This is a genomic window from Haloplanus sp. CK5-1 (assembly GCF_037201915.1).
Lineage (GTDB): Archaea > Halobacteriota > Halobacteria > Halobacteriales > Haloferacaceae > Haloplanus > Haloplanus salilacus.
In genome coordinates this window covers 1,369,061-1,383,883 of sequence record NZ_CP147505.1, presented here as the reverse complement: position 1 = coordinate 1,383,883, position 14,823 = coordinate 1,369,061, and the positions used below count along the sequence as shown (strand labels likewise).

The 14,823-nt window shown below is 68.0% G+C and carries 15 protein-coding genes; 6 read left to right on the top strand and 9 right to left on the bottom strand.

Features of this window, described 5'->3' with window-relative positions; translation table 11 throughout:
- Positions 1-9 precede the first annotated feature (9 nt).
- A complete protein-coding gene (locus NBT81_RS07345) occupies positions 10-1,638 on the bottom strand; it encodes a sialidase (protein ID WP_338742164.1) in 1,629 nt (542 codons plus the stop codon).
- A gap of 144 nt (positions 1,639-1,782) precedes the next feature.
- On the opposite strand from NBT81_RS07345, the gene NBT81_RS07340 reads away from it, so the two are divergent.
- A complete protein-coding gene (locus tag NBT81_RS07340; protein WP_338742163.1) occupies positions 1,783-2,406 on the top strand; it encodes a TetR/AcrR family transcriptional regulator in 624 nt (207 codons plus the stop codon).
- A 14-nt stretch (positions 2,407-2,420) separates the two neighbouring features.
- Here the strand turns inward: NBT81_RS07340 and NBT81_RS07335 are convergent, their stop codons facing one another.
- Positions 2,421-2,711 (bottom strand): HalOD1 output domain-containing protein, encoded by a 291-nt coding sequence (locus NBT81_RS07335; protein ID WP_338742161.1) that lies wholly within the window; start codon positions 2,709-2,711, stop codon positions 2,421-2,423.
- A 129-nt stretch (positions 2,712-2,840) separates the two neighbouring features.
- Between NBT81_RS07335 and NBT81_RS07330 the strand changes: the two genes are divergently transcribed.
- A complete protein-coding gene (locus NBT81_RS07330) occupies positions 2,841-3,752 on the top strand; it encodes a ketopantoate reductase family protein (protein WP_338742160.1) in 912 nt (303 codons plus the stop codon).
- Positions 3,753-3,804: 52 nt separating this feature from the next.
- Positions 3,805-4,584: a 3-methyl-2-oxobutanoate hydroxymethyltransferase gene (gene panB / locus NBT81_RS07325; protein ID WP_338742159.1), complete on the top strand. Its 780-nt coding sequence runs from the start codon at positions 3,805-3,807 to the stop codon at positions 4,582-4,584.
- On the opposite strand, the gene NBT81_RS07320 is transcribed toward panB, so the two are convergent.
- Together NBT81_RS07320 and NBT81_RS07315 are read right to left on the bottom strand one after the other, a co-directional pair.
- Complete coding sequence (locus NBT81_RS07320) at positions 4,581-5,402, bottom strand: TrmB family transcriptional regulator (RefSeq protein ID WP_338742157.1); 822 nt, start codon at positions 5,400-5,402, stop codon at positions 4,581-4,583. The genes panB and NBT81_RS07320 overlap by 4 nt on opposite strands.
- Before the next feature lie 150 nt (positions 5,403-5,552).
- A complete protein-coding gene (locus tag NBT81_RS07315; RefSeq protein ID WP_338742156.1) occupies positions 5,553-6,947 on the bottom strand; it encodes an FAD-dependent oxidoreductase in 1,395 nt (464 codons plus the stop codon).
- 252 nt (positions 6,948-7,199) lie between these two features.
- Here NBT81_RS07315 and NBT81_RS07310 point away from each other — a divergent pair, with 252 nt between their 5' ends.
- Positions 7,200-8,195, top strand: coding sequence for a transcription initiation factor IIB (locus NBT81_RS07310; RefSeq protein ID WP_338742154.1), 996 nt, complete (start codon positions 7,200-7,202; stop codon positions 8,193-8,195).
- Here NBT81_RS07310 and NBT81_RS07305 read toward each other — a convergent pair.
- The 3 genes from NBT81_RS07305 to NBT81_RS07295 are packed head-to-tail and all read right to left on the bottom strand — an operon-like array spanning position 8,192 to position 11,467.
- Entirely contained in the window at positions 8,192-9,088 is an 897-nt protein-coding gene (locus NBT81_RS07305) for a hypothetical protein (RefSeq protein ID WP_338742153.1), read from the bottom strand. The genes NBT81_RS07310 and NBT81_RS07305 overlap by 4 nt on opposite strands.
- A gap of 48 nt (positions 9,089-9,136) precedes the next feature.
- A complete protein-coding gene (locus tag NBT81_RS07300) occupies positions 9,137-10,573 on the bottom strand; it encodes a hypothetical protein (RefSeq protein WP_338742152.1) in 1,437 nt (478 codons plus the stop codon).
- 51 nt (positions 10,574-10,624) lie between these two features.
- Positions 10,625-11,467 carry an MBL fold metallo-hydrolase gene (locus NBT81_RS07295; protein ID WP_338742151.1) on the bottom strand — a complete coding sequence of 281 codons (843 nt, stop codon included), beginning with the start codon at positions 11,465-11,467 and terminating at the stop codon, positions 10,625-10,627.
- A 102-nt stretch (positions 11,468-11,569) separates the two neighbouring features.
- On the opposite strand from NBT81_RS07295, the gene mvaD reads away from it, so the two are divergent.
- Positions 11,570-12,535 (top strand): phosphomevalonate decarboxylase MvaD, encoded by a 966-nt coding sequence (gene mvaD, locus NBT81_RS07290; protein ID WP_338742150.1) that lies wholly within the window; start codon positions 11,570-11,572, stop codon positions 12,533-12,535.
- On the opposite strand, the gene NBT81_RS07285 is transcribed toward mvaD, so the two are convergent.
- On the bottom strand, positions 12,532-13,062 hold the full coding sequence (locus NBT81_RS07285; RefSeq protein WP_338742149.1) for a hypothetical protein: 531 nt from the start codon (positions 13,060-13,062) through the stop codon (positions 12,532-12,534). The genes mvaD and NBT81_RS07285 overlap by 4 nt on opposite strands.
- 44 nt (positions 13,063-13,106) lie before the next feature.
- The gene (locus NBT81_RS07280; protein WP_338742147.1) at positions 13,107-13,544 is read right to left on the bottom strand and encodes a hypothetical protein; all 438 of its coding nucleotides are present in this window, start codon (positions 13,542-13,544) and stop codon (positions 13,107-13,109) included.
- 123 nt (positions 13,545-13,667) lie between these two features.
- Between NBT81_RS07280 and NBT81_RS07275 the strand changes: the two genes are divergently transcribed.
- A complete protein-coding gene (locus NBT81_RS07275; RefSeq protein WP_338742146.1) occupies positions 13,668-14,789 on the top strand; it encodes an NAD(P)/FAD-dependent oxidoreductase in 1,122 nt (373 codons plus the stop codon).
- Positions 14,790-14,823: the final 34 nt, after the last annotated feature.

The following is a 14,823-nucleotide window of genomic DNA, read 5'->3' as shown; positions in this document are numbered from 1 at the left end:
CACGCGCGGTCAGTCGCCCCCGTCGCGACGGTACCAGGCGAACAGGCCGACGGCGACGACGGCGGCCGCACCGAGCGTGACCGGCAAGAACGGGAAGCCGCCGGACTGCTGACGTTCGACCGTCACGGGCACTTGGTAGGTGCTGGAGACACGCGTGTCACCGTCCGGAAGTTCGTACTGGAAGTCGATCGAGACCGGGTAGGACTTCTCCAGGGCGTTGCTCCCGGTGGCGAGGCCGATGACGATCGTCTTCGACTCGCCGGGGGCGAGCGTCGAGAGGATGCCCTCGTCGTCGCCGCTGCTCAGCGGGGCCTGGACGAACGCCTTCGCCTCCACGTCCCGCAGGGGGTCGTCGCCCTCGTTGGTCACACGGAGTTCGAGCGTCGTGGACTCCCCGGCGACGACGGTCCGGTTGACCGCGTCGACGCTGAACCGGTCGCGACGTGGTTCGACGACGACCCGTTCGTTGAGCGGGTCGCCGCGCCGGGTATCGCCGCGGTCGTTGCGGTAGCGCACCGAGAGGTTGAACTGCTGGGTGCTGGCGCTCGCGGCGTCGCTCACCGACACGTCGAACGCGAAGTCGCCGCGCTCGTCGGGGGCAAGGTCGTCGAGTGCGTACTCGCTGGACTCGACGTCGACGTTCGGGTTCGACGACTGGAGCACGACGACGGGATCACGGATCGCGTCCGGGCCGTCGTTGACGACGGTCCCCTGGAACGTCCCGTCCTCGCCGACGCGTAGGGTCGCCTCGGTGTCGCGGAGGGTGAAGGACTGTTCGCGGGTGGGGCGCAAGCCGACGGTCATCGACTTCGAGGTGCGCTCGATGCCGTCAGTGTCCTCGTACTCGATGCGTGCGGTCAGGCTGTAGTTCCGAAGTGCTGCGTCGTCGTCGAACGAGACGGTGTAGTCGACCGTCTCGTTGGTCCCGGACTCCCACACGCCGACGTAGCCGGTCGACGACTCGGAATCGCTCCCGAAGGTGAGTTCGTCCGTCCCCGAGGAGAGGACGACGCTCGCGTCGCGGGCGGTTCGGGTGCCCGTGTTCTCGACCTCGACCGAGAACGACCCGGTGTCTCCGATCTGTGCGGTCGTTGCCGAACCTCGCAGTTCGAACCGGGAATCGTCGGGAACCCGGACAGTGACGTACTGGGTCTCCTCGCGTGAGATGTCGTTGTACTTGGGGGCACCGACCGAACTGTACTCGACGCTTACGGTGTGGACGTAGGAGACGGTCACCGGGATCCGGTACCGACCGGGCTCGACGTCCTCGGGGACCGTGATCGAAACGGGGTCGGCCGTGGTGGTTCCGCGTGGCACGTCACCGACGGCCACGCGCCCGGTGTTGATCTCGAAGGGCGTGTTCCCGTCTTCGACTTCGATGGACGTGGCGCGGGCAGTGGTGACGCGGGTCTCGTACTCGGAGGGACCGCCGCGGCTCAGTCGTCCGTCGTTCGAGAGGACGAGGTCGAGTTCGGTCTCGGTCCCGGGTTCGACCTCCGAGGTCGAGGTGTACAGGTCGAGGTTCGGGCGACCGATGACGGTGCCCGAGGAGGACTGCCCGGCGGCGATGCCGGTGGCGGCGACGGCCGAGACGACGACGAGTGCGACGAGAAACGTGGTCCGGTAGGGGGATGACATGGTGTGTGGGAGTTGGGAGGCTCCGGATGGGAGGTCCTCGGTTTGGAACGTTCGTGTGCCCGGCGGGGGACCGCGTGCCGGGCGCGTATAGGAAAACGGTAGAGGGAACGAGTTATATATGTTGTGAATGAATGTTCAGTCACCGTGGCGTTCGACAGCCCCTTCGGAGACGACACCGCCGACGAGACCCGAACGGTGATCATGCGGGCGACCTACGAGGCACTGACCAAGCACGGCTACGAGAACCTGACGATCCAGCGGATCGGGGAGGAGTTCCCCAAGAGCAAGTCGCTCATCTACCAGCACTACGACGGCAAGGACGCGGTGCTAGTGGAGTTACTGGAGTTCCTGCTCGACCACCTCGAATCCCAGATGGCACAGCCACCCACGACGGACGCTCACGCCAGCCTCCGGACCGTCCTCGATTTCGTCCTCGCGACGGACCTCGACGCCGAACGGTCCGAACTGACGAACGTGATGGTGGAACTGCGAGGACAGGCACCGCACAACGAGGTGTTTCGAACCTACTTCACGGAGAACGACCGGGGGTTCCGACGCGACCTCGCGGGAATCGTCGAGCGCGGCATCGAGGAGGGGGCGTACAGACCGGTCGATCCCGAAGCGGTCGCCGAGTTCGTGCTGACGGTGATGAGCGGAGGGACGGTCCGGCGCGCGACCACGGACGACGCGGCGGACATCGCGGCCGTCCGGCGGGAACTCGACGCGTATCTCAGGGGGCGGGTGCTGGCCGACGGCGTCGAACCGTAGAAGGGGCCGTGCGCTCAGCAGATCGAGACGTGTCCAGCGCCGTCGACGTGGACGATGTACTCGTCGTACTCGAAGGAGAAGTGGCGAGACGTCGACTCACCGTCGCTTCCGGCGAAGAGTGCCTCGAGAGCGTCGGGGTCGACGTAGTGTGCGAGCGGGTCGAGTTCCTGCGGTGATCGACCGTCGACCGACTGGACCGACGTCAGGACGGCCGAACTCACCGGTTCCCTCCGTGACCAGTCGATGGTCTCACGGTGTCGCACCGCCGACGCGGGGGGCGTCGACTGCTCTTCAGTTGTCGCCATTGTTCGGGTAAATGGGGATTTCGTATAAGTATCTGATGGCAGAATTATCTCTTTTGATACTGATAGACCGTGCGAAGCGGGGGGACGAAAACCGAAAAGCGTCCGGGGCTGGGCGCACAGATTCGACCGATGGACGTACTCGTCTTCGGCGCGGGTAGCCTCGGGAGCCTCGTCGGGGGACTGCTCGCGAGGAACCACGACGTGACCCTCGTGGGTCGTGATCCACACGTCGAGGCGGTGCGGACCGACGGCCTCCGAGTGTCCGGGGTCGAGACGTTCGAGACGCGACCGGCGGCGACGACGGACGGAACCGGTGCGAACGCCGACCTCGCGGTGGTGACGGTGAAGGCGTACGACACGGCGGCCGCCGCCCGCGCCCTGGCGACCGGCGACGTGGGGGCCGTCTGCTCGCTCCAGAACGGGATGGGCAACGAGGACGTTCTCGCCGACCACCTCGACGCGCCCGTCCTGGCCGGCGCGACGACCCTCGGGGCACGATCGAGCGACCCCGGACACGTCGAGTGGCTCGGCCGCGGAAGGGTGACCGTCGGCCCGTGGCGACCGGCCGACGACGCCGCGACCGCCGAACGGGTCGTCGAGGCGTTCGCAGCGGCGGGTCTCGACGCTGACGCGACGACGGACGCCCGCGGACTGCTCTGGGAGAAACTGGCGATCAACGCCGCGATCAACCCCGTGACCGCCCTCGCCCGCGTCGAGAACGGGGCGGTCGCCGAGCCACCGCTGTCCGGCCTCGCGAAGTCGGCCGCCGCCGAGGTCGCACGGGTCGCCAGTGCCGACGGCGCGTCGCTGTCGGCCGGGGACGCACGAGAGGCCGTCGAGACGGTCGCCCGAGCGACGGCGCGGAACCGATCGTCGATGCACGGCGACGTGGCCCGCGGCCGCCGAACGGAAATCGACGCCATCAACGGCTACGTGGTCGACCGCGCGGGCAATCTCGACTGTTCGGTCCCGGTCAACCGGGGGCTCGCCGCCCTGGTCCGCGGCTGGGAAGTCGGGGCGGGGGTCCGAGACGGGGAGTGAACGGGCGACATCGAGGGGTATCGTTAATTCCCCCGCGGTCGACCTGTGGACGATGCCAACGGTTCAGGAGATCCAGCGGGCGTCGGCGGCCGGCGAACCGCTCACGATGCTGACGGCCTACGAGGCGCCGACGGCGGGGATCGTCGACGCGGCGGGGGTCGACGTGATCCTCGTCGGCGACAGTATGGGCAACGCCGTGTTGGGCTACGATTCGACGCTTCCCGTGACCGTAGAGGAGGTGGCCAGTCACACGGGCGCGGTCGCCAGGGCGACCGAAGAGGCTCTCGTCGTCGCCGACATGCCCTTCTTGAGTTACGGGACGAGCGAACGCGACGGGATCGAGAACGCCGGACGTCTGGTCAAGGAGGCGGGTGCCAACGCGGTCAAACTCGAGTCCGGCCCGCACACGATAGATCTGACCGAGCGGCTGGTCGAACTCGGCGTTCCGGTGATGGCACACCTCGGGTTGACGCCCCAGCGACGCAACCAGATGGGGTACACACGGCAGGGGACGACCGAGGCGGCCGCCGAGGAGATCCTCGACCTGGCGCGTCGCCACGAGGCGGCGGGCGCATTCTCGCTGGTGCTCGAACACGTCCCGGACGACCTGGCCGCCGAGGTGACCGACACTCTCGACATCCCCGTCATCGGTATCGGTGCCGGGCCGGATACGGACGGCCAGGTGCTCGTGGTGACGGACGTGATCGGGCTCTCGGAGTCCGCACCACCCTTCGCCGAGCAGTTCGGCGACGTGCGCGAGGAGATGGAGGAAGCGGTGGCGGCGTACAGACGGGCGGTCGAGGACGGCACCTTTCCCGGAGAGTCGGGTTAGTCGCTCGGGCCGCGGATCGCCGTCGCGATCAACGGCCGCATCAGGCCGACGACGGGGGCGTCGGCGCTGTCGGTCCAGATGGCGCGGTGCTTGCGGACGCCAGGGAGGTCCGTCGCGCCGTCGGCGCTGACGAGCAACGCGTCGCCGTCGACCATGAGGACGCTCGTGACCGCGCCGGTCTCGATGGGGAACGACTCCCACCAAGTCCACGTCTCGACCACGTCGACGCCGTCGACGGCGTCGGCGAGACGGTCACGGATCGGCTCGCCGGGCGATCCGGCCACGACGTCGACGCCGCGGCCGGCGGCGTCGGCGAGTGCGTCGACGACGTCGTCGGCGAGGAGGGTCTCGACGCCGACCGCTAGCAACACCTCCTCCCCGGCGGTGCCGACGAGGGTCGCGATCCGTTCGGCGACGGCGGCCTCGCCCTCCATCGTCCAGACGTCGCCCGCGCTCGTCGACCGGTCGGGCGAGCCCAGGCGTGGGAGGACAGTGCCGAGGCGGTCGAGGCGGTCCTGGCACTCGCGCTCGACGAGGTCGACCGCCTCGCGCGGCGAGACCGCCCGGAAGCGGCGTGGCTTCGACTCCTGAACGCTCACGAGTCCCCGATCCTGGAGCGTGTCCATGCTATCGTAGATGCGCGCGCGTGGCACGTCGGCCACGTCGCTCACTTCCTTGGCCGTCCCCTCGCGGAGGCGCATCAGGGCGACGAAACTCTTCGCCTCGTACTCGGTGAGTTCGAACGTCCGGAGCGTGTCGACCGCCTCCTCGACGAGCGAATCGATCCCGGCGTCGGTCGGTGTTGTATCCTGGGTCACGACGAGCGACTCCCGTGTCACCCGCCGTAAGGATGACACCAACAAAAAGAGTCGGGTCGAGCGACGACACGGATCGGACGGTCGGACCGCCGACCGTCCTCATCTCGAACGGCTCGTTACCGGTACCCGACTCACGTGTTGCGGACGGCGTCAGTCGTCCGTGGCGGGGGCCTCGTCCGCGGTGGCCGCGGCGGAGCCGTCGATGGAGCCCTCGCGGGGAAAGTGGTCGATGGTGTCGGCGCGGAACGCCGCCTCGTGGAACTCGTACTCCCCGCCGAGGAAGTCGAGGATCGTCCGCGTGTCCCGCATGGCGTTCTTGAGACACGTCGACGCCCCGGGCGACGGCGTAACGTTGAAGATGATGTCGTCACCGACGATCTTCGCCTCGCCCATGTCGAGGGAGCGCTCCGACGTGTCGACGATCTGTGGGCGGATTCCCCCGTACCCCTTCGCGCGTTCGATGTCGTCGATCCCGACGTTCGGGACCACTTTCCGGACGTGCGGGAGGAACTGCCGCGCCCCGACCTCGGGGAGGTCGTAGACGAGATTTCGGAGGACGTAGGGGAGGAGGACCCGATCCGAGAGGACGTTCGCGTAGCTGAGTGCCGCCGCCGCGTTCAGCCCGAACACGTCGAGGAAGTCCGTCACCGTCGAGACGCGACCGCGCTCCAGTTCCGGGACGAGTTTCGCCGTCGGGCCGAACCGCGTGACGCTCGGGTCGTGGACGTCCGCGTCGCCGTGGACGGCGGCGAAGGGGAGCTTCTTCATCTGGAGTGTGTACACCTTCCCGTTCAACAGATCGTCTGCGAGGAAGAAGCTCCCGGCGACGGGGAGCAACACCTTGTCCTCCCCGTATCCGAGGTCCTTCGCGATCTGGAGGCTGTGTGACCCCGCGGCGACGACCGCCGCGTCGCAGTCGAAGCGGCCGTCGCTCGTCGCGAGCGTGTAGCCGTCGACCGTGGGAGTGACGTCGGTGACTTCCGTCCCGGTGTAGACGTCCACGCTCGCTTCCTCGGCTGCGCGCTCGACGAACGACTTCGTCGTCTCGCCGTAGTCGACGACGTAACCGTCCGGCGTCTGGAGCGCGAGCAGTTCGGTCTCGGGATCGCGCCCCTCGACGACCGCGGGTTCGAGGTCCGCGATCTCCTCGCGATCGATCGGTCGCAGTTTGGGGAACAGATCCCCGAAGCCCTCGTCGTCGTACCGGTGTTCCAGTTCGGACACCTCCTCCTCGCCGACGCCGAGGACCATCTTGCTCCGCTTGGCGTGCATCTCGCGTTCGGGGTCGTGGTGTTCCAGATAGCCGGCGAGGAGCTCCGCGCCTTCCTTGACCTCCTCGGCCTTGTCGAGCGTGTAGTTGGTCTCGATGTCCCCGAAGTGGAGCGTCTGAGAGTTGTTCGTGTGGTGGGAGTTGATCGCGGCGACCTCCGACTCCTTCTCGATCAACGCTATGGACTCGATGTCGGTGAACTTCGCGGTCGTGTACAGTAGCGACGCGCCGCTGATCCCGCCGCCGACGATTACTAGATCGTAGTTTCCTGGCATCGTTGCTCCGTGGGCCGTACTGCCACGATCGTATTCGAGACAGTTAACTCATTTTTTCTCGTGCTCGATATCGACAATTATCGAACGAGACATCGACAGATCGACCGACCGGACGGCTGTACCACGTCCCGTGTTATTCAGGGACGTGTGTTGTTTCTATTGGAATCAAAACATAGTAGAAACTATTAAGATCCTACCGGTCGTAGCGACGGGTGAGAAGCGGGCACGCGGCCACGCGCCCGACACACAATCATGAGCCAGCAGCCCCGAACCCTCCGAGAGGCCGGTGGGGAACAGCACACGACGACCGAGAACCGGGAGGAAGCCGGAGGTGTCGACCACGCCTGTCCGGAGTGCGACGCCACACTGGTCACGGACGAGTCACACGGCGAGACCGTGTGTGAGGCGTGTGGCCTCGTCGTCGAGGCCGACGAGATCGACCACGGTCCCGAGTGGCGTGCCTTCGACTCCAGCGAGCGCGCGGAGAAGAGCCGCGTCGGCGCGCCGACGACGAAACTCCTGCACGACGACGGGTTGTCGTCGGTCATCGACTGGCAGGACCGCGACGCCAAGGGGCGGACCATCGACGGGAGCAAGCGCCGCAAACTCCAGCGACTCCGGACGTGGGACGAGCGGTTCCGCTCGAAGAACGCACAAGAGCGCAACCTGAAGCAGGCCCTCGGCGAAATCGATCGGATGTCGTCGGCGCTTGGGCTCCCCGAGAACGTCCGCGAGACGGCGAGCGTCGTCTACCGGAAGGCCCTGGAGGACGACCTCCTGCGCGGCCGATCGATCGAGGCGATGGCGACCGCGTCGCTGTACGCCGCCGCCAGACAGGCCTCGATCCCACGAAGCCTCGACGAGTTCGAACCCGTCAGCCGGGTCGAGCGCAAGGAGTTCTCGCGGGCCTACCGCTACATCGTCCGCGAACTCGGGTTGGCGATCGAACCCGCCAACCCGCTGGAGTACCTGCCGCGCTTCGCCTCCGACCTCGACCTCGACGGGGAGACGAAATCCCGCGCGCGGTCGCTCCTCGAGGAGGGGATGGAGAACGGCGTCCACAGCGGTAAGAGTCCAGTCGGACTCGCGGCGGCGGCGCTCTACGCGGCCTCGATCCTCGAAGGCGAGAAGGTAACCCAGAAAGAAGTGTGCTCGGTGAGCGACGTCTCCGAGGTTACCGTCCGTAACCGGTACACCGAGTTGCTCGAGGCCGGCACCGACCCCGACGCGGCGCGAAGCGCCGCCTAGGGACGGATCGCCGTCTCTAGGTCCGCCCCCACCAGTTCGGCCCGGAGTCGCTCCGCCGCCGACTCCGTCTCCGCGGCGTTCTCCATCAGGACCGTCTCGCTCGGGAAGAGGTTCTCGCCGACGACGAGTCCGTGTTCGCGCGCGGTCGATCCGGTCATCGTGAGGTAGACGCCGAGGCCGACGTCGGCGATCGCGGCCTCCTCCTCGATCCCCGGTTCCGGGTAGGTGAACGTCACGTCGGCGAGCGCTCGCGTGCCGAGGACGGCCTCGACGAGGCGTTCGTACCGCGGCGAGATGCAGAGTGGCCCGGCGTAGTCGGCGACGAACGCCCGGTCGAGGTCGGTCCCCGGAGGCACGACCTCCGGCGTCGCGAGGAGCGTGTGATACACCGTGTCCCCGAGGCCACTCACGATCCGGACGTCGGTGTCGCGGGGGTCGATCCGGGCGTTCACGTCGGCGAGCGATTCGAGGCCTTCCTCACCCAGCGTGACCACCTCCTCCAACACCAGGTCGGCGCTGTCGAACCCGAGGCCGAACTCGTGGGTGCGCAGCGCACGAAACGGCTCCTCCCGACCGACGAGTTCGATCGTGACGCCGTCTACCACGACGGTCACGCTGTCGAAGACGATGCGCCGGGGCATGCCCTCGCGGTCGTCCCGCAGGAGGGTGTACTCCGGATTGGTCGGGTCCGAGAGGCCGCTGTACGCCGCGAGCCGCTCGTAGACGTCGCCGTCGGGGCTCGCTTCGCCTTTGGTGATCGCCTTCTCGTACCGGAGCGTCGAGGAGATGTCGTCCGCGAGGTCGTCGACGTCCGCGACGGCGGCGAAGCGTTCGAGAACCGCCTCCAGCGGGCGTCCCTTCCGAGGGACGGCGACACGGACCGTCTCGGTCATTGTCGGATCGACGGGAGGGCGGGCTTTACCGATTGCGCTTCGGAGGCGTCACCCCTGACCGGTCCCGAAGGCGTCGCCGAGGCGGTCGCGGAACGTCTGAAGGTCGTCGATCTCCGATCGGAGCGTCTCGATGTCGTCCTCGAACCCCTCGAGCGCGTCGACGCGGTCGTCGAGACGATCGACCGTCTCGCCGAGATCACCGAGGTCGTCGTCGAACTCGTCGATCCGATCGGAGACGGTCGCGACGTCGTCGGTGAGGGCGGCCACCTCGTCGTCGAGGTCGGCTCGGTCGACCTCGGCCGCCGACAGCGAGTCTGCGAGGTCGTCGACACGGTCGGAGAGGTCGCTCAGTTCCGCGGTCACCTCGTCGAGAGCTTCTTCGGCGGTGCCGTTCTCGTCGAGGAACCCGGCGAGGGCGTCGCGGTAAGCCAGCAGGTCCTCGACCTCCGACTGGAGGCGGCCGATCCGGGCGTCGACGCTGGTCGGCGACGCGTCGTCGATCGCCTCTCGGAGGACCGCGAGGTCGTCGTCGTCGACGTGTCCAGCACGTATCTCGGCGGCGAGCGTGGCCGCGACGGACTCGGTCGTCGTGGCGGACGGCGTCGATTCGACCGTCTCGTCGCTCGTGCTCTCGGTGTCGGTCTCGGCGGCGTCGCTACCGACCGACCCGTCGGCCCCAACGGAGCGGTCGCGGGGGTCGAGCGCCCCGGCTGCGGCCGAGGCGTGGACCGACGCTGGCGCTTCGTCTTCCCCTTCCTCGTCCGGTGCCTCCTCTTCCGACTCCACTTCCTCGCCCGGTGCCTCCTCTTCCGACTCCACTTCCTCGTCCGGTGCCTCCTCTTCCGACTCCACTTCCTCGCCCGGTGCCTCCTCTTCCGACTCCACTTCGTCTTCGGTCTCGGCGTCCTCGCCCTCCATCGGGTCGCGGGGTTCCGGGCTGTCGTCGGCCTCGGTCGCACCGTTCACCCGACCGTCGGCGTCGTCGATCGTCTCGCCGGGGTCGCCGAGCAACGATCCGGAGTCGAAGTCGGACAGTCCGTCGTCCCCCTCGCCGGAGAGGGCGTCGCGGACGACTTGTGTCGTCTCCCGACCGAGCACGTCGCCGGTGTCGAGGTCGGCGTCGGTCTCGACGAGTTCGATCGTCGGCTCGTCGAGGAACGCCTCGGCCTCGGATGGGTCGTCGATGCGGATGCCGTACACCGTGAGGACGGACTCTCCTGGGTCGAGCGTTCGCTCGTACGCGACGCGGTGGTCGCGGTAGGCGGTCCAGTTGTCGCTGTCGTAGTCGGGGTGGAAACCGACGCCTTCCATCGGGAACGACTCCGGGATGTGGTCCACGAGGCGGATCCGGACGGGATCCTCGGCGAGCGATTCGATCTCGAAGGCGATAGCCGGAACCGGGAAACGGTCGGCCTCGAACGCCTTCCCCACGCGCACCTCCCCCGTCGAGACGGACACCGAGGGGTCGGACTCTGGGTCGGCCATGGCGCATACTGTTCCCAGTAGTAGCATAAAACAACCGGCGGGTCGGGAGGGTTACAGGTCGACCCGGTCGCCGATCTCGACGATATCCAGTCGCTCGGGGGCGTCGAAGCTCCGGGCGTGGTGGTGGAGGACGGTCGGGTCGGCGGTGAGTCCCTTCCACACGTCCCAGTGGCTGGGTAGCAAGCGGTCGAGTTCGAGCGCCTCGGCCGCGCGGATCACGCCGTTCTCGTCGGCGTACCACTGCGTCCGGGTCGGATCGCCCGTCTCCTTGTCGGGAATGCGGCCGGCGGAGCCGAAGGCCAAGACGCCGAGGTCGATGTCGAACCGGGCGGCGAGGTCGGAGAAGGAGTCGGCGTGCCGGGTGTCGCCGCCGTGGAACACGGTGCCGTCGGGGTGGTCGATCACGTAGCCGACAGGATGGTCCGCGTCGGGGTCGTTCACCGGGACGACGTGGACCGTGAACTCCCCCACTTCGAACCGGTCGCCCTCGGCGACGGTCGTGAACTGGTCGGCGACGACACCCCACTCGTCGGTCCACGCCTCCCGTTCGACGACCGCCATGCTGGCGTCGGGGGCGTAGTAGTCCGCGCCGGTCGAGGCGAGGATGGGAGCCTGCGTCGGCCCGTGGACGTGATCCGAGTGTTCGTGGGTCGCGAGGACCGCATCCGCGTCCTCGACGTCGCTCGGATCGAACGGGACGGGGATCATCCGCACCGTCCGTGGCGGATCGCCCGTGCCGCAGTAGGGATCGACGAACAGCGTCGTTCCGCCACTCCCCTTGATGACGAATCCGTTACAGCCCAGATACCAGAGCGCGACGGTGTCGGGGTCGGCGTCCGCGACGGCCGCCGGGAGCCAGTCGCCCCAGTCGCTCTCGCCGAGTTCGTGTGACATGTCGTCCCGTCCGGTCGGTCGCCGTCTAAGGGTTGCGGTCGGCGGAACGAGCGGGCCGCCCGTTTCGGGACGTTTATCCCCGCGTCCGACGCTCCTTGAGACATGAAGGCGACCGCGACGGCCCACCCGATCGAAGGGCTGGTGAAGTACCACGGGATGCGCGATCCCGACCTCCGACTGCCGTACCACGACAGCATCAGCGTCTGCACCGCGCCGAGTCGGACGATCACCACCGTCGAGTTCGGCGGCGACGAGGACGTCTACGTCGTCGACGGCGACCGTGTCGACGGCCGCGGAGCGGAGCGAATCGACGCCGTCGTCGACCACGTCCGCGATCGGGCTGGGATCGAGACCGGCGTCCGCTTGGAGAGCGAGAACTCCTTCCAGTCGAACGTCGGCTTCGGCTCCTCCTCGTCGGGCTTCGCGGCCGCCGCGACCGCGCTGTGTGCCGCGGCCGACCTCGACCTCTCCCTCCCCGAGATATCGACCGTCGCACGGCGTGGCTCCGCCTCCGCGGCGCGAGCCGTCACGGGCGCGTTCTCGCACCTGCGGGCCGGCCTCAACGACGCCGACTGCCGGTCCGAGCGGATCGAGACCGACCTCGAGGACGACCTGCGGATCGTCGCCGGCCTCGTCCCGTCGTACAAGGAGACCGAACAGGCCCACGAGGAGGCCGCGGACAGCCACATGTTTCAGGCGCGGATGGCCCACATCCACGGCCAGATCGCGGAGATGCGCGACGCCCTCCGCGTCGCCGACTTCGATCGGGTCTTCGAACTCGCGGAACACGACTCCCTCTCGCTCGCGGCCACGACGATGACCGGTCCGGCGGGGTGGGTGTACTGGCAGCCCCGAACCATCGCCATCTTCAACGCCGTGCGCGCCCTCCGCGACGAGGGTGTTCCCGTCTTCTTCTCGACGGATACGGGTGCGAGCGTCTACGTCAACACACTCGAAGAGCACGTCGACCGAGTCGAGTCCGCGGTCGCTGACTGCGGCGTCGAGACGCGAGTCTGGGAGGTCGGCGGCCCGGCCGAGGTGCGCCCCGAGTCCGACGCGCTGTTCTAGCGCTCCGTCCACGACGCCCGATACTCGTGGGTGCGGGACACGTAGCCCCGGAGCCACAGGATCGCACTCGACTCCCGCGGCCGCGACTCGCCGGGGTGACTCGGGTCGCGCGACCGGTAGTTGAGTTCCACCGACGCGCCCGACGGGTAGGTCCGGGCGACGTTGACCGTGTGGTAGTTCCTGTCGTACTGGTTGGCAGTCGGCTCCGTCGGTTCGAACCCCTCGGGCACCGCGTCGACGACGAACGTCTCCCGCCGGCGCTCGGCCGACCGCAGTCCGTCGAGGATGTCGCTGAAATCCCCGATGGCGTCCGTCGCGCCGGACATCGGCAGGCCGCCGTCCTCGGCGAACCCGTGGGCCGCCGCGAGGCCCCTCGGCCGCAGGGTCGCGCCGTCCAGCAACCCCGCCCGCTCCGTCTCGGCTACGGCCTCCTCGTGCGACGGCAGTTGTGCGTCGACGATGTGCCGCAACTCCGTCGGATCGTCGACCGACCGTGCCGCCCAGCAGACGAACCCTTCGACACCCATTCGTTCGACCGTGACGGTGCCCGTACGTATAAATATCGGCTCCGTCAGGATCTGACTTCGCTGTTGATCCGGTCCACTTGGTTCCGTAGATACTCCACCGTTGCTTCTGTCGACGTTTCGACGTCCTCCAGTTTCCGCAGGTACACGTCCGAGTCCTCGAGGTCGTCTTTCTCCTCCCGAACGGGAGTCCGAAACTCGATGAGATCGGTAATTATCCGGTCTATCTCCACTCGTATCTCTCTCATCTCCCGCTTGCTCCGCGTTTCTCTCAGGGTACCTGTTTGGAGGGCTTTGAGGTGATCTTTGATTTCGACCACGTCGGTGAGGATTTCTTCTGCCGCCTGGAACAGTCGGCGGTCTACGGCTTCTTTCTCCGCACGCTCTTCGTGGTACTGGTTCAGGGTGTGGATGGCGGTGGCTAGTCGGGTCTCCTCCAGTCCAGTCAGGCTTTTGACTAGCTGGGCGAAATCGGTTGCCGGCACATCTGTCTCGTTAACATCTCGGTCACAGTTATATTTTCTGACCGGAACTCGAGTCCACCTTTCAGTGATATCTTCACGCCCTCCACGTCGCCGTCTTCTTAACCGTACGGCCCAACTTCCGGTATGCGCGTCGTCGTTCTCGGAGCCGGATACGCCGGTCTAACCCTCGCCCGTCGCCTCGAATCGCACCTCCCCGCCGCGGTCGACCTCGTCGTCGTCGACGAGTCCGACACTCACCTCGTCCAACACGAACTCCACCGTGTCGTGCGCCGTCCGGCGGTGGCCAACGCTATCACCGTCCCACTCACGGACGTCCTCGACCGTGCGACGGTCCGCACGGCACGCGTCGACCGCCTCGACCGCGAGGCGCGGTGTGTTCACCTCGACGACGGCTCCCTCAACTACGACTACGCGGCCGTCTGCCTCGGCGCCGACACCGCCTTCTACGACCTTCCGGGCGTCGAGGACCACGGCCTCCCGCTGAAACGCCTCGACCACGCCCACCGGATCCGCGAGTCGTTCCTCGACGCCTGCGACGCGGACGGCCGGGCGACCGTCGGCGGCGGTGGCCTCTCCGGTATTCAGGTGGCCGGCGAACTCGCCGCCCTCGCGGAGGAACGCGACGCCGACGTCTCCGTGACCCTCCTCGAACGGGAGTCGACGGTCGCACCCGCCTTCCCCGAGTCGTTCCGGACGGCCGTTCGCGACGCACTCGACGCCGCGGGCGTCGCGGTCCACACCGACGCCCGGGTCACCGGTGCGACCCCCGACGCGGTCGAACTCGCCGACGGAACCGTCCCCTACGACACGTTCGTCTGGACCGGCGGCATCCGCGGGCCGGCCGCCCTCGGCGGCGACCGACGGGTCGTACGGGGGGACCTCCGCCTCGACGACCACACCTTCGCCCTCGGCGACGCCGCACGCGTCGTCGACGCCGACGGCGAGGCCGTCCCCGCGAGCGCCGCGGCCGCCATCCGGGAGGCGGGCACCGTCGCGACGAACATTGACCGCCTCGTCCGCGACGACCCGGAGGCCGGCGACTTCTCGCCCCGCCTCGATCCGTTCCGATTCGACGCCCCCGGATGGGTCGTCTCCGTCGGCGACGACGCCGTCGCCACCGTCGGACCGAAGGTGTTCACCGGCGCGCCCGCCCGAGCGATGAAAGCCACCGTCGGCGCCGGACACCTCTCCTCCGTGGGGGCGGTCACCCGCGCGGCCGACCTCGTCCACGAGGAACTCGGGTGACCGACCACACCGGGGACACGGAGTGGGAGCCGAA